This window comes from Pedobacter mendelii (assembly GCF_014635725.1).
GTDB classification, from domain to species: Bacteria; Bacteroidota; Bacteroidia; order Sphingobacteriales; family Sphingobacteriaceae; genus Pedobacter; species Pedobacter mendelii.
Genome location: NZ_BMDJ01000005.1, coordinates 169,387 through 189,182 on the forward strand (window position 1 = coordinate 169,387; position 19,796 = coordinate 189,182).

At 34.0% G+C, this 19,796-nt stretch carries 19 protein-coding genes; 8 read left to right on the plus strand and 11 right to left on the minus strand.

Annotated features, from left to right (window positions below):
• The first annotated feature begins 239 nt into the window (after positions 1-239).
• A complete protein-coding gene (locus tag IEV50_RS10800; RefSeq protein ID WP_188414042.1) occupies positions 240-1,592 on the plus strand; it encodes a PhoH family protein in 1,353 nt (450 codons plus the stop codon).
• On the opposite strand, the gene IEV50_RS10805 is transcribed toward IEV50_RS10800, so the two are convergent.
• On the minus strand, positions 1,589-2,800 hold the full coding sequence (locus IEV50_RS10805) for a TCR/Tet family MFS transporter (RefSeq protein WP_188414044.1): 1,212 nt from the start codon (positions 2,798-2,800) through the stop codon (positions 1,589-1,591). The two genes, IEV50_RS10800 and IEV50_RS10805, sit on opposite strands and share 4 nt — an antisense overlap.
• Positions 2,801-3,077: 277 nt before the next feature.
• On the opposite strand from IEV50_RS10805, the gene gyrA reads away from it, so the two are divergent.
• The 4 genes from gyrA (at position 3,078) to IEV50_RS10825 (ending at position 8,928) form a co-directional block, all read left to right on the plus strand.
• Positions 3,078-5,672, plus strand: a complete 2,595-nt coding sequence (gyrA, locus tag IEV50_RS10810) for a DNA gyrase subunit A (protein ID WP_188414046.1) — start codon at positions 3,078-3,080, stop codon at positions 5,670-5,672.
• Positions 5,673-5,702: 30 nt separating this feature from the next.
• Positions 5,703-6,791 (plus strand): tetratricopeptide repeat protein, encoded by a 1,089-nt coding sequence (locus IEV50_RS10815; RefSeq protein WP_188414048.1) that lies wholly within the window; start codon positions 5,703-5,705, stop codon positions 6,789-6,791.
• Between the two features lie 86 nt (positions 6,792-6,877).
• Positions 6,878-8,023 carry a tetratricopeptide repeat protein gene (locus IEV50_RS10820; protein ID WP_188414050.1) on the plus strand — a complete coding sequence of 382 codons (1,146 nt, stop codon included), beginning with the start codon at positions 6,878-6,880 and terminating at the stop codon, positions 8,021-8,023.
• Between the two features lie 206 nt (positions 8,024-8,229).
• Entirely contained in the window at positions 8,230-8,928 is a 699-nt protein-coding gene (locus tag IEV50_RS10825) for an endonuclease V (RefSeq protein ID WP_188414052.1), read from the plus strand.
• On the opposite strand, the gene hemF is transcribed toward IEV50_RS10825, so the two are convergent.
• The 4 genes from hemF to IEV50_RS10845 all read right to left on the minus strand — a co-directional run bounded on the left by hemF (position 8,925) and on the right by IEV50_RS10845 (position 11,896).
• The gene (gene hemF / locus IEV50_RS10830) at positions 8,925-9,818 is read right to left on the minus strand and encodes an oxygen-dependent coproporphyrinogen oxidase (RefSeq protein WP_188414054.1); all 894 of its coding nucleotides are present in this window, start codon (positions 9,816-9,818) and stop codon (positions 8,925-8,927) included. The genes IEV50_RS10825 and hemF overlap by 4 nt on opposite strands.
• Positions 9,819-9,916: 98 nt before the next feature.
• Positions 9,917-11,146, minus strand: a complete 1,230-nt coding sequence (locus IEV50_RS10835; RefSeq protein WP_188414056.1) for an MFS transporter — start codon at positions 11,144-11,146, stop codon at positions 9,917-9,919.
• A 105-nt stretch (positions 11,147-11,251) separates the two neighbouring features.
• On the minus strand, positions 11,252-11,470 hold the full coding sequence (locus IEV50_RS10840) for a coproporphyrinogen III oxidase (RefSeq protein ID WP_188414058.1): 219 nt from the start codon (positions 11,468-11,470) through the stop codon (positions 11,252-11,254).
• Positions 11,471-11,587: 117 nt separating this feature from the next.
• Complete coding sequence (locus tag IEV50_RS10845; protein ID WP_188414060.1) at positions 11,588-11,896, minus strand: phosphoribosylpyrophosphate synthetase; 309 nt, start codon at positions 11,894-11,896, stop codon at positions 11,588-11,590.
• An 80-nt stretch (positions 11,897-11,976) separates the two neighbouring features.
• Here IEV50_RS10845 and IEV50_RS10850 point away from each other — a divergent pair, with 80 nt between their 5' ends.
• From IEV50_RS10850 to IEV50_RS10860, 3 genes are all read left to right on the plus strand, one after another.
• Entirely contained in the window at positions 11,977-12,462 is a 486-nt protein-coding gene (locus IEV50_RS10850) for a PaaI family thioesterase (protein ID WP_188414062.1), read from the plus strand.
• A gap of 8 nt (positions 12,463-12,470) precedes the next feature.
• Positions 12,471-13,100: an AlbA family DNA-binding domain-containing protein gene (locus tag IEV50_RS10855; protein ID WP_188414064.1), complete on the plus strand. Its 630-nt coding sequence runs from the start codon at positions 12,471-12,473 to the stop codon at positions 13,098-13,100.
• A 122-nt stretch (positions 13,101-13,222) separates the two neighbouring features.
• Complete coding sequence (locus IEV50_RS10860; protein ID WP_188414066.1) at positions 13,223-14,599, plus strand: MATE family efflux transporter; 1,377 nt, start codon at positions 13,223-13,225, stop codon at positions 14,597-14,599.
• A gap of 74 nt (positions 14,600-14,673) precedes the next feature.
• On the opposite strand, the gene IEV50_RS10865 is transcribed toward IEV50_RS10860, so the two are convergent.
• From IEV50_RS10865 to IEV50_RS10890, 6 genes are all read right to left on the minus strand, one after another.
• A complete protein-coding gene (locus IEV50_RS10865; RefSeq protein WP_188414068.1) occupies positions 14,674-15,408 on the minus strand; it encodes a hypothetical protein in 735 nt (244 codons plus the stop codon).
• Positions 15,409-15,446: 38 nt separating this feature from the next.
• Positions 15,447-16,130: a pseudouridine synthase gene (locus IEV50_RS10870; protein WP_188414070.1), complete on the minus strand. Its 684-nt coding sequence runs from the start codon at positions 16,128-16,130 to the stop codon at positions 15,447-15,449.
• A 34-nt stretch (positions 16,131-16,164) separates the two neighbouring features.
• A complete protein-coding gene (locus IEV50_RS10875; protein ID WP_188414072.1) occupies positions 16,165-17,067 on the minus strand; it encodes a histone deacetylase family protein in 903 nt (300 codons plus the stop codon).
• Positions 17,067-17,927, minus strand: coding sequence for a bestrophin family protein (locus tag IEV50_RS10880; RefSeq protein WP_188414074.1), 861 nt, complete (start codon positions 17,925-17,927; stop codon positions 17,067-17,069). Before IEV50_RS10880 ends, IEV50_RS10875 begins: the two co-directional genes overlap by 1 nt.
• A 9-nt stretch (positions 17,928-17,936) precedes the next feature.
• A complete protein-coding gene (gene kynU / locus IEV50_RS10885; protein WP_188414076.1) occupies positions 17,937-19,232 on the minus strand; it encodes a kynureninase in 1,296 nt (431 codons plus the stop codon).
• A 66-nt stretch (positions 19,233-19,298) separates the two neighbouring features.
• Positions 19,299-19,787 (minus strand): pyridoxamine 5'-phosphate oxidase family protein, encoded by a 489-nt coding sequence (locus tag IEV50_RS10890; RefSeq protein ID WP_188414078.1) that lies wholly within the window; start codon positions 19,785-19,787, stop codon positions 19,299-19,301.
• Positions 19,788-19,796: the final 9 nt, after the last annotated feature.

Sequence of the window (19,796 nt, forward strand, 5' to 3'; positions counted from 1 at the left end):
AGTCTGTGAGTTCAGCTGGAGATTTTTCAATTGCAATTCCAATATGTTCTCCCGCAGATTACGCTGATCTTCGCAGAAAAATTTCAAGCTGAATTTCTGCGTAAGTCTGTGAGTTCAGCGGGAGGTTTTTCATTTGCAATTCCAATATACTCTCCCGCAGATTACGCAGAAAACTTCTGTATCCATTGCGAGAAAATTTTTTAGCTGGTGATTTACTAAAGAAATCCTAAATTTACAGAATGGCTAAAAAAGTTAAATCGGTCTCCAATTCATCAAAAAAAATTTTCGTTTTAGATACTTCCGTAATACTTTACGATCATGATGCGATAAATAACTTTCACGAACATGATGTAGCCATCCCAATTCAGGTTTTAGAAGAATTGGATAATTTCAAGAGTGGGAACGATACACGGAATTTTGAAGCCAGAAGTTTTATCCGACTAATAGACCAGGTTTCAAAACAAAAACTAATTAGCGATTGGGTATCCCTTAAAGCACCAAATTCGGGTAAGTTTAAGGTTGTTTTAAACGAAAAGCCTTTAAAAACCGATGCCGAAGAAATTTATGGAAAAGGAAAAACTGACCATAAAATTTTAAATGCTGCATTAAGTTTAAAAGAAGAAAATGCTGATAATAAGGTAGTTCTGGTATCAAAAGATATTTGTCTGCGTTTAAAAGCAAAAGCACTTAATTTAAATGCAGAAGATTATGAAACCGGTAAAATTAAAAATGTTGATGAGCTTTATGCAGGTAAAACGGAATTGTTAAACTTTTCTGAAACCGCAATTGATGAATTGAAAATGAATCGAATTCTAGATTCGAATGATATAGAACTGCCTCCAAGAACAGCAAATCATTTTTACATTCTTAAAAATAAGCGCAAATCAGTTAATGTATTTTATAATCATGTTCAAAAAACCGTTTCTTCAGTTTCATCTGAGCCAATATTTAAAATAAAGCCTAAAAATCCTGAACAAGCTTTTGCTATTCATGCTTTACTAAATCCAGATATTAAATTAGTAAGTATTCAAGGGAATGCTGGAACAGGTAAAACGCTTTTAGCATTAGCCAGTGCATTAGAGCAGCGGAGAGATTTTAGACAAATTTACATCACCCGACCGATTGTTTCTTTAAGCAATAAGGATATTGGCTTTTTACCAGGCGATGCTAAATCAAAAACAGATCCCTTTATGGCGCCCATTTGGGATAACCTTCGTTTTATTAAAGAACAATTTATTGGCGACGATAAGATGTCTGCAAAGATTGATGAATTAATAACAACAGAAAAAATCGCAATTGCACCGTTAGCTTTTATAAGAGGCAGAACTTTAACTAAGATTTTTTTTATTATTGACGAAGCACAAAATTTAACCCCTCATGAGGTGAAAACAATTATATCCAGAGCAGGGGAGCATACTAAAATTGTTTTCACAGGAGATATTTATCAAATTGATACACCTTACTTGGATTCGGAAAGTAATGGCCTATCATATCTAATTGAAAATGCAAAAAATCATCCACTTTATGCACATATAACTTTGCATAAAGGAGAACGGAGTGAGCTGGCTAATTTGGCTAATGAGTTGCTTTAATGATACTTTCTTAAGGCTCTAATCGCAATAAACAATCCAATCAATGTTAAAAATGCACTCAAAATAAATGGTGCTCCGGGAAAATAAATTGGTGTGCCATCCTGTATAAAATATACAAAAATGTGACTCGCTAAAAAAGGACCAATAATAGCAGCTAAACTCTGTAAACTTGTGGTAATCCCCTGGATTTCTCCTTGTGCATTTTCTGGAACCTGATTAGAAATAATACTTTGCATTGCCGGTCCGCCGATACCAGCTAAACAATATGGAATTATAAATAGCATCATCATTAATCCATTTGCAGCAAAGGCGAAACAAAAAAAGCCGATAATATATAAAATCAGTCCAAAATAAATTGCCTTTCTATTTCCAATTTTTGGGATAATTACCCTTATTAATCCTCCTTGAACTATTGCAACTAATAAACCGACAACACCTAAAGAATATCCAATCATTGTCGAATCCCATTGAAACTTTTCGATAACATAATAAGACCAATTTGATTGAACTGAGTGGCTGGCTACATAAAGTAATAGGAGCGTAGCAAGTAAGCCTAATATTGCAGGGTACTTTGATGCATTAATAAACGAACCAATCGGATTAGCTCTTTTCCATGAAAATTTTCTCCGGTTGACTTGCAACAAAGATTCTGGAAGAATAAAATAGCCATAAAGCCAGTTTATTAATGCTAAACCTGCTGATATCATAAAAGGAACCCTTAATCCAAATGTACTGAATAAACCACCTATAACCGGGCCCAAAATAAAACCAACCCCGAAAGCTGCACCAACTAAGCCAAAGTTTTGAGCTTTCTTTTCAGGTTCCGAAATATCGGCAATGTAAGCCATTGCCGTTGTAAAACTTGCGCCAGTTACACCAGCAATTATTCTTCCTATAAATAACCAAAAAATTGATGGTGCAAACGACAGGAAAATATAATCTATCCCTAAACCAAATAATGAGAACAATAAAATTGGTCTTCTGCCATATTGGTCACTAAGGCCACCCATAATTGGTGAGAATATAAATTGCGCCAAAGCGAATGCTACCATTAAATAGCCTCCATAATCTGCAGCAACACTAACACTACCGCCTGTAAATTCTTGTATTAGCTTGGGTAAAACAGGTATTATAATTCCAAAACCTGTAAAATCTATCAGGAGAGTTATCATGATAAATATCATTGCTGATTTTTTTTGTTCGGCCATTGCTAAATTGATTGATACACAAAAGTATCAGAAACAATATTAAATTAAGATTTTATTTAAATCACTTAGAATAAGAATTGGTAAATAATCAAGATTATGAATGGTTTAAAATCATTTAAACATCACTGTAAGAACGTATAAAAAAGCAGCTATCTCAAAACCTACCTCAATAGTCAAAACTTTTCCACAATGCCTTAATTCGGCATAATTTTGCTAAATTCGCAAGGTTATAATAATACCTTTTTTAATATCGTTTTAATAGCGAGAATAATAATTTATGGCAGAAGATTTAGAAAATCAGCAAAACGACAAAATCATTCAAATAAATATTGAAGAGCAGATGAAATCGGCCTACATTGACTATTCAATGTCGGTAATTGTATCAAGGGCGTTGCCCGATGTACGCGATGGATTGAAACCGGTACACCGCCGCGTTTTATATGGCATGCTCGATTTAGGTGTAACAAGCAATAAACCACATAAAAAATCTGCCCGTATTGTGGGTGAGGTTTTAGGTAAATACCATCCCCACGGTGATGCGTCGGTATATTTTACAATGGTTCGTATGGCTCAGGATTGGAGTTTGCGTTACCCTATGGTAGATGGGCAAGGAAACTTTGGTCACATTGATGGTGATTCGCCTGCCGCAATGCGTTACACGGAGGCACGTTTCGCTAAAATTGCGGAGGAAATGCTTGCCGATATCAATAAAGATACTGTAGATTTTCAGTTAAACTTTGATGATACCTTACAGGAACCAACTGTTTTACCAGCAAAAATCCCTAACCTTTTGGTTAATGGTTCATCGGGTATTGCGGTAGGTATGGCTACGAATATGGCACCACATAACTTAACAGAAGTTATAGATGGTGTTGTAAGTTATATCGATAACAGAGACATCACGATTGAGGAATTAATGAAGTTTGTAAAAGCTCCTGATTTTCCAACAGGCGGCATTATATATGGCTATACTGGTGTAAAAGAAGCATTTGAAACAGGTCGTGGCCGTATTGTTATGCGTGCTAAAGCCGAAATTGAAAATATTAAGGATCGCGAAGTAATTATTGTTACCGAAATTCCTTACCAGGTAAACAAAGCTAATATGGTTGAGCGTACTGCTGAACTTGTTAACGAGAAAAAATTAGAAGGTATTTCAAACATTCGTGATGAATCAAATAAAGATGGTATCCGAATCGTATATGAAATAAAACGAGATGCAAATGCATCAATCGTTTTAAATAACTTATATAAGTATACCGCTTTACAAACTTCCTTCAGTGTAAATAATATTGCATTGGTAAAAGGTCGTCCGCAAATGCTAAATCTTAAAGATTTAATTGTGCATTTTGTAGATCATCGCCATGATGTAATTGTTCGCCGTACTAAATACGAATTAGCAGAGGCTGAAAAACGTGCGCACATTTTAGAAGGTTACCTAATCGCTCTAGATCATTTAGATGAAGTAATTAAATTAATTCGTGCATCGGAAACACCTGATGAAGCCCGTATTGGATTAATGGAACAGTTTGGCTTGAGCGATATTCAGGCTCGTGCGATTCTAGATATGACTTTGCGCCGTTTAACTGGACTGGAAAGAGATAAAATTAAAGATGAATATGCTGAATTAATGAAAACTATTGAGCATTTGAAATCTATTTTAGCTGACGAAGGTTTGCGTATGCAGATTATTAAAGATGAATTGGCAGATATACGCCAGAAATTTGGTGATGAACGTAGAACAACTATCGTTCACTCGGCCGAAGATATGAGTATGGAAGATTTCATCGATGATGAAGAAGTTGTAATTACCATTTCTCACGAAGGATATGTAAAACGTACCCCAGCAACCGAATTTAGAGCGCAGGGTAGAGGTGGTAAAGGATCAAAAGGTAGTAACTCAAGAAATGAAGATTTTATTGAGCACATGCTAATCGCTACCAATCATAATTATATGCTTTTCTTTACTGAGGCTGGCAGATGTTTTTGGTTAAGGGTTTACGAAATTCCTGAAGGCTCTAGAACAAGTAAAGGAAGGGCAATCCAAAATATAATTAATATTCCTAAAGAAGAAAAAATTAAGGCTTATATCAAAGTCAAAAACCTTAAGGATCAGGAATATTTAGAGAATAACTTTATTATTATGTGTACCAAAAAAGGCACCATAAAGAAAACTTCTCTGGAAGCTTACTCTCGTCCACGTGTAAATGGTATAAATGCAATCAACATTAATGAAGGCGATGTACTGTTAGAGGCTTGTTTAACCAATGGTGAAAGTGAAATTGTAATGGCTTTACGCTCAGGAAGAGCAATTCGCTTTAACGAAAAAACTGTTCGTCCGATGGGAAGAACTGCTACAGGAGTACGCGGTGTTAGGCTTGCACACGACCAAGATGAGGTTGTTGGTATGATTGCGATAAACAATCCTGAGGTTACGGTGTTAGTAGTATCAGAAAAAGGATATGGAAAACGTACCGATATAGAAGATTATCGTGTAACAAACCGTGGTGGTAAGGGTGTAAAAACAATTAATGTAACTGAAAAAACCGGGCAATTAGTTTCAATTAAAGACGTTACTGATAGCGAAGATTTAATGATTATTAATCGTTCAGGAATTGTAATAAGAATTCCTGTATCAGCATTAAGGGTAATGGGACGTGCAACGCAAGGTGTTCGTTTAATTTCTCTTAAAGGCGATGATGAAATTGCATCGGTTACCAAAATTGATCATGAAGAAGATGAAGAAGAAACAGTAGATTTAGCAGATGTATTAGTGGTAGATGGAGAAGAAATAGAAGCAGATACCACTTCAGAAGCTGATGATACTGAAGAAGAAAGCAACTCAGAAGATACTAAAGAAGAAGACGAAAATTAATCCAATAATTAAGAATAGAATAATAATTTTATGAAAAGAGTAGTTCTAAGTATAATTTTAGCAGGTGTAGTAACCTTTGCATTTGCTCAGAAAGGTGAAGTTACAGAGGCAAAAAAAGCCTGGGGAATATTTCAGATTACGGGGCAAAGTGCTTCAATTCCATTAGCAAAAAAATTGGAAACAATTTCTGCTGGTTTAGCACACACCGACAAGGCAATTGCTGATGAAAAATCGAAAATAATGCCTGAAGCATGGTCTTACCGTGCATTATTTGCTTCATCAGCTGCATTGATTGATACCACAAATGCACAAAATTCTGATGCAAATCTAAAAATCGCAACTGATGCTGTTGCCCAAGCGAAAACATTAGATACAAAAGGTGCAGAAAAAGAAAATATCACTTTAGCCGAAACCAACATTTCCAATGCAGTTAGAAATGCAGGTGTTATGGCTTACAATAAAAAAGATTATAAAACTGCCTATAGTAAGTTTGTGCAGGCAACTGTAATCAATCCTTCAGATACTGCAATGTATTTAAATGCTGGAATTTCGGCAAGAAACCTTGATGATTATCCTAATACAATAACACAATTTAAAAAGGTAATTTCGCTAAATTCTCCTCAATCTAAAGAATTGTATTCAGAATTAATCAATATCGTTTTAAGTAAACAAAAAGATACTGTGGCAGGTTTAGCATTGATAAAAGAAGCTTCAACAAAATTTCCTGATGAACCAAATTTTATCAAAACTGAAACACAAATTTATATTGATAAAGGAGATGCCGCAAAATCAGAGCAAATGTTAACTTCGTTAGCTGCTAAAGAGCCAAATAATGCTGCTTACCAAGTTTTATTAGGGAATATTTATTTCTCGCAAGCACTTAAATTGCAAGCAGACCGTAATAAAATAGATGCTAAAAAAGTTAAAGAATTTAATGAAGTTACAACAAAGATGAATGCTTTATTAGATAAATCAGTCCCATTTTATAAAAAAGCACTTGATGTTGATGCAAAAAATGCTGGTGCCTTAGAAACACTGAAAACCATCTATGCATTTAGAAATGATACAAAAAATTATGATGAAATAAAGAAACGTTTAGATGCTTTACCTAAACAATAGTAATCGTTAAATTTAAAAAAAGAGCTCTGAAATTTCGGGGCTCTTTTTTTTATGTTATTTTTACAACAACAACATTTTAATATATCATGCAAAATTATTCAAGAATACTAATTTTTTTATTGATTATACTTTCTTACAAAGGATTTGCTCAGAAAAGTCAGATGTTAATTGCACGTAATGCAGTGGGGAAATTACAGGCATCATTTGCAGGTAAGGAAGATCCTAAAAAGCAGTTAGGGATTATAACAGAAGGTTTAAAATCAATAGAATCTGCAGAAAAGGATAATAAAACTAAAAACTGGACAGAAACCTGGGCCATAAAATCTTACCTAACTTCTTATGCTGCTATAATAGAAACAGATGAATCTTCTTCTTTTAAATATTTCGATACATCAGAAGTAGCCATAAAAAAAGCTAAGAGTTTGGATAAATATGAAGACCCATCGGGTCTAATTAAAGCATCAGAACATAACATTTTGATTAAGAAACAGGAGAGAGGTAGTCTATCTTATTTTAACAACAATTTTAAAGAGGCTTTAGATGATTTAAGAGAAGCTAGCGATAACTTTCCAGGCGATTCTACCTTAGCTTTAAATACTGCAATTTGTGCTCAAAATGTTCAGTTGTATGATGAATCTTTAAAATATTTTAAAAGAGCAAAAGAAGATAGTATTAAAAATCCTGCTGTATACCAGAAAATGGCTCAGTTGTACGTAGCAAAATCAGATAATCAAAATGCAATTAAAATTCTAGAGGATGGGCTGGCATTTAATCCTTATAATCGTTATCTAACAAATGATTATATTAATTTATTATTAGATACTGAAAACTATACCAGAGCACAAAGTTTAATTGAAAATAACCTAAATGTCGAAAAAAGCAATAAACTTTTGTTTTTTCTTTATGGGTATCTGCAACAAATTGAAGGAAACAATCCAACCGCAATATTAGCTTATAACAAAGCTTTAGCAACTGATCAAAATTACTTTGATGCTTTATATCAGTTAGGATTAGCTTATCTGAATACAGCAAATGATGCTTATAAAAATACGGATACTGAGAAAAAAAATCAATATGATTCATTGATTAATAGAGCTCAGTTTGCATTACTTCGTGCTAATGAAATTAATCCTAATGATAAGCAAACTGTTCAGTTACTAATAGAAATTTACACTCGTAAAAATGCACAAGATAAAGTGCAGGATTTGAAACGAAAATTACAAGAACTATAATTACGTTGTGGAATTTAAGAGATATTTTAAGCATTAATAAATACAACTTAACATAATATTAATTATAAGACAAATATAAATGAATTATTTGGATTGGATTGAACGTATATAAACAACAGAAAACTTTAGAAATCTACTAATCTATTTTTCAAATTTCCATTATAAAAAATTAGAATCTATTTGCCCATTTCTTTTGTTATAAGTAGATGTATGATAACTTTTCATTAGAAGATGCTACAGCATTACAAATAAAACTAGCAAAGCATTTAAAACTTCAAAATCTTCAAAATATTTTTACAATCGCTGGTGCCGACATTTCATTCAATAAAAATAGTACCACGATGTACGCCGGGATTGTAATATTGAGTTACCCTCAAATGATTTTGAAAGCATTTGCGTTAGAAAATTATGAAACATCATTTCCATACGAATCAGGTTTTTTAGGCTTTAGAGAGGTTCCTGCGCTATTAAAAGTTTGGGAATTAATAGCAATTAAACCGGATGTTGTAGTGCTTGATGGAAACGGAATTCTGCATCCTCGCCGTATGGGTGTTGCTTCACATTTTGGGATTATGGCAAATCAACCCACAATTGGATGTGCCAAAAGCATTTTACATGGCGATAATCATTTACCTGGAAAATCTAAATATAGTTTTGAAGAAATTAAAAGCTATGGAGAAACTTTGGGTTATGCATTAAGAACTAAGGATAATAATAAACCAGTTTATATATCAGCAGGGCAATTAATTACTTCCGAGCAAGCATTAGCGGTTATGAAAAAATGTATCGGAAACTATAGAATACCTGAACCAACCAGAATGGCCCACGAAATTGTGAACGATTTTAGAACTGGCAATTTAAAGGCAGGTTTTCATTTGGTAGAACAGCCCTTAACTTTATTTTAAATCCAGTTTATTCCTTTTTTAAGCACTTGTAAAGTTTTATGCTCATCTGAACCAACTTCGGGCTGAACATTATAACCCCAATTGGCCTGTGGCGGTAAACTCATTAAAATAGATTCGATTCTGCCATTTGTTTCCAATCCGAACTTTGTTCCTGAATCATACACTAAATTAAACTCTACATAACGACTTCGGCGCTGGTATTGCCACTCTTTTTGCAATTCTGTAAATTCTTTATCGCGATTTCTATCGATTAATTCTGTGTAAATTGGCAAGAATGTTTCGCCGACATTAATTGAGAAATCAAGAATTTCTTCCCATGTTAAATTAGTGTTATCGGGTTTTAACCTGTCATAAAAAATGCCACCAATACCCCGGGTTTCTTCACGATGTTTAATGTAAAAATAATCATCAGCATGAGTTTTAAATTTTGGGTAGAATTCTGGTTTAAAATCATCGCAAGCTTGCTTTAATTTATGGTGGAAAAAACGAGCATCATTTTCGAAAACGTAGTGAGGTGTTAAATCAATCCCTCCACCAAACCAACGAGTTTCTTCATTAAGCTCGAAATAACGAATATTCATGTGGATAATTGGTACTAAAGGATGATTTGGATGAATTACAATTGAGACGCCAGTTGCAAAAAAATCATCTTCGGTAACACTAAATGCTTTTTTTACCCCTTCGGGTAGTTTACCGTAAACAGCTGAAAAATTAACACCACCTTTTTCGATTATTGAACCACCTTGCATAATTCGAGTACGTCCGCCTCCCCCACCATTTCTTTCCCAAAGTTCTTCTTCGAATGTCCCTTTGCCATCAGCAATTTCTAATCCCCTGCAAATCTCATCCTGTATTTGCTTATACCTTTCTGCTACTTCTTGCTTAAACATGGCCAATTCCTTAAATCATTACAAATTTAAAGCTATTAACCCAGCTAAATTCATTTAAGTTTAGATAATACATTTTATTGACAGTTTAGAACTGAAAATTATTCTTCCAAATAATCTAAATCTTTATTAAAACTTTCCTTTAGCTGGCTTAAGCCAAAAATAGCAATTAAGGTTAAAATAGTCATAACTAAGTAACCAGCGGTAATTAAGCTATATTTTGCAGCTAAATATTCAAAAAGGAAAGTAATGGGAATTAATGCTCCTCTAACAAAGTTTGGTGCGGTTGTAGTAACCGTTGCACGAATATTAGTGCCAAATTGCTCTGAAGCGATTGTTACAAAGGTTGCCCAATAACCAACTGAGAAACCCATAAACAGGCAAATCCAAATGAAAGAACTGCTACTTAAACCAAAACTCGTTAAATAAACAATAACACTAACTACAGAAAGCAAATGAAAAATAAAAACTGTTTTCTTTCTTGATTTTAAAACCTGAGATAGTAAACCTGTTACCACATCGCCAATGGCTATACCAAAATAGGTAAACATAATGCCTGTTCCTGCTTTTAAAGGTTCAGTTGCACCTAATGCTTTGCCAAATTCTGGTGCTAATGTTACCAAAATACCAACAACAAACCATAGCGGAATACCAATAAGGATACAATACAAATATTTTAAAAAACGCTTTTTATTATTAAAAAGCATGAAAATATTACCCTTAGATACTTCTGTTTTAGCCGCATGTTTAAACATACTTGATTCAAAAGTACCAACGCGTAATAAAAGAAGAACCAAACCCATTCCGCCACCTACAAAATAAGAGGTTTGCCAGGTATATTTAGATGCGACTGTAGCGGCAACTGCAGCACCAAGTAAACCAATCGCCCCAACAATCATAGTTCCATAACCACGCTTTTCCTTATCCATTGTTTCTGCAACAAGCGTAATTCCGGCACCTAATTCTCCTGCGAGTCCAATGCCCGCAATAAATCTTATAATAGCGTAACTATTAACAGATGTTACAAAACCGTTAGCAATATTTGCTAAAGAATATAATAAAATAGAGCCGAAAAGAACCTTTATCCGACCGAGTTTATCGCCAAGAACGCCCCAGAGTATGCCACCCAGTAAAAGGCCAAACATTTGAGAATTGATTATCGTAAAACCATCTTTCCGCATATTTTCTGCGGATACACCAATTTCTGTTAAGCTTTGAACGCGAACAACTGAGAATAAAACTAAATCGTAAATATCCACAAAGTAACCTAGTGCGGCTACAATAACGAGGAAGATAACATTGCGGTTGTTTGCTTTTAATCGGGAATCCATCTAATTATTTGGTTTAATTGTTTGAAAGTACAAATAAGCCTAAATAAATAAAACAGATATTAAAAAATAAAAGCCACTCTAGTTTTTAGAGTGGCTTTTATCTGCCTACATTGGAGGCATTTTTTTTGTTGTATCGGGTGGCATTGTTGTTTTTGAAGTATCCGGTGGAGTTGTTGTTTTTGTTGTATCCATCGGTGTTGTTGCTTTTGTCGAATCCATCATTGTACTATCTGAAGAACCAGCCATGTTTTTTGACGAATTGCATGCTGAAGTGGCTACCATCAATGTGCCAGCGAAAGCAAGACTTAAGATTATTTTTTTCATAGTTTTTTTTATTGTTATCTGCATTCTTAACAACCTTGTTACCATTTGGTTTTAAATATTTAAATAAAAAAAGTAAAAAAAAATCACAATAACCAGATTAGCAGTTTATTATAATATTTATTCATGATGAATTTTCAGTTTGCTTAACAATTCAGGTGATACATTTTCTGCATAAACACCATAGCCATCAACTAAAACAACCTTTAAATTACCAACTTTAGAGGATATAGCATACACAACAGAACTATCTGCAGGGTCTGTCATTCCCTCAAAACGGTAAACTTCATCAATTTCAAACTCTTCTGGCATTAAGCGTAAGTCTATCTCTTTACATTCCAAAGCTTCCGGCGTTAAATTAAAATCTAAATTATAGCCTCGACTGTCTAAATCTTTTAAAGCCGCAGTAACTGTATCATAGACGTGCATAATTGTAATTTACTAAAATATTACTCAACATCATCCTTAAAACTTTAAAAGGTGGTAAATCTTTCTGATATTAGTGATATATGATTATTTCTCAAAATACTTTAAAATGGGTCATGCGCTTATATCCGCCCTTATTTTTCCAGCGCATTTGGGTGCAAAAATTTGAGAATGAATTTAAAACTGCTACAGTAAAAATTAGCAAAAGCTTTTTAAACAAAAACTATAACGGATCTATTTTTGGTGGAACTATATATGCCGCTACAGATCCATTTTATGCGTTATTGTTCGACCAGTTAATGCAACGTAGAGGTTTAAAAGTTAGGGTTTGGTTAAAAAGTGCTTCGATACAATATTTAAAACCTGGTCGGGGAAATTTGTATTTTACAATAAATGTTACTGATGAAATGATTGCAGAAGCCGAATTGGCATTAAAATCGGTTGGTAAGTTTGTAAAAGCATATCCAATGGAAATTACAAATAAAAGCGGTGAGCTTTGTGCTACCGTAATGAACGAAGTTTATATCCGTAACCTGCACCAGGGCGAAACGCCAACGGTTGCTTATTAAGATGTTTTATGCCCAGTATAAAAAATTTGATTTTGCAAGGTGAAGGTGTTAGGCTCGATTTTAAGAAAACCATAACCAATACCGAAAAAATTGCAAAAAGCCTCGTAGCATTTGCAAATAATAAAGGGGGCAAACTTTTAGTTGGCGTAGCCGATGATGGAACAATTAAAGGCGTAAAATCAGAAGAAGAAGAAAAATACATGATACTTACTTCTGCACATCAATTTTGTAAACCTGCAATAGAACCATATTTCGAAGAAATTTATGTTGATGATAAATTGGTTTTAGTCGTAAATATTCCTGAAAGCGATACCAAACCACATTATGCTTTAGACGACAATAAAAAATGGTGGGCATATATTAGGATTGATGATAAAAGTGTTTTGGCAAGTAGAATAATATTAGAGGTATTAAAACAAGACCATAAAAATTCAGGTGTACTTATCTCCTATTCTGATAATGAGAAAAAGCTATTGCAATATTTAGATGAGCATGAAAAAGTAACGCTTAAAGAGTTCTCAAAACTTTTGCGCTGTTCTTATCGAAAGGCACAAAAAATATTAGTCAATTTAATTTTAACTAACGTAATTAGAACCAATACAACCGAGAAAGAAGAATATTTTACAGCTGTAAGATAGATTTTTACTCAATTTATTCATAAAGAATGAATATTCGAAAATTGGCGAAAACTTATATAGATCTAGCAAAAGATAGTACGAAATGAACATTTTAGGATTAAAAATCCGAACTTTGCATTCCTATGCTCGCTACCATCTACGCCAAATATAAGCCCTATTATAAAGAAAATCTTCATTTAGCCTTACCAATTGTTGGTTCGCAAATTGGACATACATTGGTTCAAATGGCAGATAGTGTTATCGTTGGGCATTTTACCGATACGACTCAACTTGCAGCTGTTTCTTTAGTGAATAGCATTTTTATCCTTATTTTGGTGATTGGCTTGGGCATTTCTTATGGATTAACGCCGTTAATTGCACAGGAGAATGGGCGGCAGAATTATGATGAATGCGGCAAGCTTTTATCTAATAGCTTAATTATCAATATCATAGTTGGTATATTTCTTTACGCTTTGGTGCATTTTGGTGTTTTGTTGATTATAGATCATTTGAACCAAACGCCTGCTGTTGTTAAGTATGCTAAACCGTATTTGGGCTTGCTTTCAGTTTCCATTATCCCATTATTGATTTTTCAAACCTTTAAGCAATTTGCAGAAGGTCTTGGTTTTACCAAACAGGCCATGTTTATTTCTATATGGGGTAATGCACTTAATATTATTTTAGGAATCATTTTTGTCAAAGGCATGTTCGGTTTCCAATCTATGGGGGTTAGGGGTGTTGGGTGGAGTACGCTTATCGACAGGCTTTTAATGGCTACTGTAATGGCAATATATGTTTTGAAATCACAAAACTTTAAAAAATTTCTGGTAAATTTCAAAATGAACTTAATTGATAAGTTAAGGACAATTAAAATTATTAAAATTGGCGCACCGGTAGCTTTACAATATTCTTTTGAAATTAGTGCTTTTAGTGGTGCGGCAGTTTTAATTGGCACAATTGGCGCAGTTGAACAGGCGGCACATCAGATTGCGATAAGTTTAGCTGCTATGACTTACATGATTGCAAGTGGCATAGCTTCTGCAGCGACCATTAAAACCGGAAACAATTTTGGAAAAAATAATTTCGACGACTTGCGAAAATCGGCCATTGCAAGTTACCATGTAATTTTATTATTCATGAGCTGCACAGCAATAATATTCATTTTGGCTCATAACTTCATGCCTTTCATTTATACTGAAGATTTACACGTAGTTCCGATCGCTGCTCAATTGCTAATTATAGCTGGTTTCTTTCAGCTATTTGATGGAACACAAGTTGTTGGCTTAGGGGTTCTTAGAGGTTTAGGAGATGTAAATGTTCCAACTTTTATAACTTTCCTAGCTTACTGGGTTGTCGGAATTCCTGTTGGATATTTATTAGGTTTTAAACTTAACTTAGGCGTATATGGAATTTGGTATGGACTAACTTTTGGTTTGTTAACTGCCTCTATCCTATTATTTCTGAGGTTTCAAAATAAAACCAAGGCTTTGAATTTGAAGATTCCCATACCCAATCTATAACCACTTCATCATTGCGGGGTAAAAGCGTCCTTTGTTGCAGGATAGATTGCTTCTTAACTCGTAATGAAGAGTGTCTATTTTCCTCCAACATTAACCACAACACCAATTGTAAAAATGGAATTACCAGCAGACATATATTTTCTGCTTTTTAAGCCAATATTACTACTTGTTGTATATTGAAGTTGTATATTTTTACTTAAGCCCATACGTGTAAAGAAAATGGGTTCGAAGAAAATATTGTCTTCTTTAGGCTGAACAACATTATTTATAAAAAATCTATCCATTGTAATGTGAGAAATCCTCAATGCAGTTCCGTAGTTTATAGGGAAATCGGTTCCAAAAAGTCGTAAATTATTTTTTCTTTTAGAGCTATAATTTACTTGTAAGAAAGCTTTTCTGTAATCAACTTCCTGAACTTGGTTACTTATTAAAACATCATCTTTATAGTCTCTAAAAGTAATATCACTCCAACCCTTTCCAACACCACCGTAAATCTCAATAATTCGGTTATTATCGGGTCCGAAAGTATCGAAATAACCTCCTCCTATTTCAATTAATTTATGACCAAAATCTTTACTTTTTCTTTCATTACTCATTGTAGAACCGCTAAAAAGAACTCCAATATGATCGGAAACCGCATAAGCTCCGTTAATACTTGCATTTCCTTTAAGCGAAATGTGTCCGCCTCCACTAAACTCGCCTTGCTTGCTAAGCATTGGCGTATTTGGAACATTTGGCATATAAACTGAAGAACAACTGCTGGCAAAAAGCATTAAAACCGGAAAAGCTAAACGTAAGTATTTATTCATAGATGTTTTATAAACAGATTTTCAAGTCAAAAATTGTGTTACCGCTTTATTTTCATAAAATCCATTACTCTTTTAAACTCATCATGTAAATCTGCTTTTAAATGAATTTTCTCAGAAGTTTTAGGATGAATGAAACTTAATTCTGAAGCATGTAATAACATAGTTGTCATGTTCCAATGCTCTAAAAAAAACTTATTTTGTTTGTTACAGCCATGCGTTCTATCGCCAATAATTGGATGGAGAATATGACTAAAATGCTTTCTTAACTGATGCATTCTACCTGTTTTAGGTGTAGCTTCGACTAAAGAATATCTTGATGTTGCGTGTTTTCCAAGTGGAATATTTATTTCAGCCTTTTGGATTGTTTTAAATGATGTAAAAGCATCCTGTATCGTTCCATTTTCTTTTGCTAAAGGGTAATCGATATCCATTAAATCAGGTGTAAAACCACGTAAAATAGCTAAGTATTTTTTATTCGTTTCAGCATTCATAAATTGCTGTTGCATAGATATTTCGGATATCTTATCAAAAGCAAATAACGATATACCGCTAGTCTTTCTATCCAATCTATGTACCGGACTAACTTTCTTACCAACCTGATCACGCAATAGCTGCAATGCAAACTCTTTAGCATCCCTTGCAATTGATGATTGATGAACTAACAAATCGTGTGGTTTATTAATAGCAATTAAATGTTCATCCTGATAAATTATCTCGAGCATGCGGCGAAGGTAATGATATTTTTAAAGACAAATTTTAAGTAAATAAATCAAAAGCCAATCTGTAAGTGTTGCAGTGTGCATCAACGATATCTTTTATATCTGTAGAATATCCACCGCCCATACTTACTTGTAATGGTAAATTTTTTATTTTACAAGATTGAAGGACAAGCTTATCTCTTTCTTTACATCCAGCTTTACTTAAAGATAATTTGCCAAGTTTATCTGTAGAAAGTACATCAACTCCAGCCAAATAGAAAACAAACTCTGGTTTCGATCTTTCAAAAGCTATATTCAAATTAATTTCCAGTAAGCTCAAATACTCCTCATCTTCAACACCATCATTCAAAGGAACATCAAGGCTTGAAATTTCTTTTCTAAATGGGAAATTCTTTTCACCATGCATTGAAAATGTAAATACTCTTGAATCATTTTTGAAGATTTCTGCCGTTCCATTTCCCTGATGAACATCTAAATCAATAATTAAGATACGATTAGCTAATTTTTTATTTAGCAAGAAGTTAGCTGCAATAGCTTGATCGTTTAATAAACAAAATCCTTCACCCCAATTACTACCCGAATGATGTGTTCCGCCTGCTACATTAAATGCAATTCCATTTTCAAAAGCAAACTCTGTACCATCAATTGTGCCTTGCGTAATCATCAGCTCCCGTTCAACAAGTTTAGGATTTAATGGGAAACCAACCCGACGTTGTTCTTTTGTAGATAATGTTAAATTTTTTAATGATTGCCAATATTTCTCTTCATGCGTTAAAAGAATAATTTCTTCGGCAACAGGCTCTGAGCTAAATAAACTGCTTTGTTCAATCGTTCCCTCATGCAATAACTGCTCAGGGATTAATTCATACTTCAACATCGGAAAACGATGTCCTTCGGGCAGAGGATGTGCGTATAACGGATGCCAGGCAATTTTAATCATTAATTTAAAATCTCTTCGACATGTTTTTCAATATTATTACAAATTTGGTCAACAGGCAAGTCATTTGCATCTTCACCGAATGGGTTTTCTATTTCTTCAGCTATAAGCTCTAAACTCGCTAATACATAAAGGATAAAAGGAACAATTAGCACTAAATAATAGCCCAAACTGAATACCCATCCAATAGGTATAGATAACACATAAATGAATATAAATTTCTTTATAAATGCACTGTAGGAAAAAGGAATAGGCGTATTTTTAATCCGCTCGCAGCCTCCACAGATATCAGTAAATTGATTGACATCATTTGTTAAAACGATAAGCTGCTCCTGTGAAATCAGCCCTTTCGTGGTTAAGTCATACAATTTTGAAATCATACTTCCTGCAATCTGATTTGGAATGTGTTTCCCTGCTTCAACTTCGATTAAGAAACTATTTTTACCAAAATAAAGTTTTTCCCTCAAGTGTTCTTTTAAAGCAAAAGCATATTTTGGAATTCCATATTCAAAAAAACGGACATCTTCATCAGAAAGTTTTAATGCTTTAATTTTCATTGCGAAATTCCTGCTTACATTGGTTAGTGCTCCTAAAAGTTTTCGTCCATCCCACCATCTATCATACGATGTATTCGTCCTAAACACAAGCAGCATTGATATCACAAAGCCTAAAAGACTATGCATCATGCCAATATTGCTCACATAATCACTTTTCGAGAGCTTAAAAACATTCAATTCTAAAAAAGCTACAAAAGCAGAAAAAACTGAAACACTCAGCATTAGTGGCCATAACTTACGAATCGTATCTCCTTTATGAACGTGAAATATGAATGTGAACCAATCTTTTGGATTATAATTGATCATTTTGATGGTTTAATTTGATTTGAGGATTTGCTTACTAACTTTCAATAATGCCTGTCCGGTTAAATAAACATCCTCAAAAGAATTATAAAGCGGCACAGGGCTTAAACGTATAACATTTGGTTCTCGCCAATCTCCTAAGATGTGACTTTCAATCAATCCATCGAAAATTTGCTTTCCTTTTTGCTTTGCAATGATGGATAATTGAGCACCTCTATCTTTAGAATTTTGTGGCGTAATTATTTTATATTGATCTATATCTAATTCTTTATTTACTTGATTTATAATAAATTCTAAGTATTCTGTTAAAGCTATACTTTTAATTCTTAATGGTGTTATAAACCCAGCTTTTTCAAAAATTTGAAGTGACGCATGATGTAAAGCCATCGGCATTACCTGCGTACAACTAATTTGCCAACCATCTGCACCAGCTTCAGGAACAAAACCTTTCTGCATTTTAAAACGTTTATTTTCCTGGTAGCCCCACCAACCAGCAAAGCGATTTAATTTACTATTTCCGAAATGTTTTTCGTGAACAAAAATCCCGCTGATTCCTCCAGGGCCAGAATTTTGATATTTATAAGAACACCAGCAAGCAAAATCGACATCCCAATCGTGAAGCTTTACAGGAACATTACCTGCAGCGTGAGCCAAATCCCAACCTACAATTGCACCAACTGAGTGACCAACCTTGGTTATCATTTCCATATCATACCATTGACCTGTGTAATAATTAATTCCTCCAAATAGAACCAATGCTATCTCATCACCGTTTTCTTGGATTTTAGCTGAAATATCTTCCGTCCTAAGTACATCTTCGCCTTCACGAGGAAAGACCTCTACAATCGCATCTCTTGGGTCAAATCCATGAAATCTCACCTGACTTTCTATGGCATATTGGTCTGATGGGAAAGCACCTCCTTCCATAATAATTTTAAATCGCTTCCCTTTTGGCTGGTAGAAGCTAACCATCAAAAGATGCAGATTTACCGTAAGCGTATTCATTGGGCAAACTTCATCAGGAGATGCCCCAACTATTGGAGCCATTAACTTTTTAAGTTCTTTATGGTAGAACATCCATGGTTCATTACCATCAAACCAACCCTCTACAGCATAGTTCGCCCAGTTATCTAGCTGGCTATTTAAAACCTCTTTTGCTACTTTAGGTTGAAGACCTAAAGAGTTACCGCATAGGTATATAAATTCCTTATCAATGTGTTTTGGAAATAAAAATTGTTTTCTAAAATCTTTCAATTCATCAGCGTCATCCTGCGCTTTAGCAAATATCAAATTGTTTTCTAAATTCATTGCCTCAATATTACAAAAAAAGCAGGTATTGTCGCCAACCCTGCTTTATAAAGAAATAATAATATTTTAAAACTTCATTGTGTCGTGTTTTCCTAAATCAGGTGTATTACCAGTAACTACAGCTTTTAAAATACTAAAAAGAACAACAACTTTTGATGATGAAGAATCCCAATATTCAGCCTCTTCCGGCGTAACTTTGATTAAAATTAACCTTGGGTCTTCAATCCCATCGGGAAACCAGGCTTTAACAAATGGCGAAAAATAGGCTTCTTTCCTAACTCTATCATCAACTAATTCAGCCTTTCCTTTAACCGTTAGGTATGTGTTTTTTGATGGTTCGCTATATGCCAACAACACATTACTATCTTTCGAAATTTCTTTTGATTTTAGAGAGTATTCATTTGTATAAAACCAAATACTACCATCATCTTCTATTTTCGCAGTGCCCATCGGGCGACTACCAAATTCATCCTTTGTTGAGAAGGTTGTGAACATACATGTTCGAACGCCCTCTGCCATTTCTTTTAAAATTGATATATTTTTCTCGTTTTTCATTTTATAATG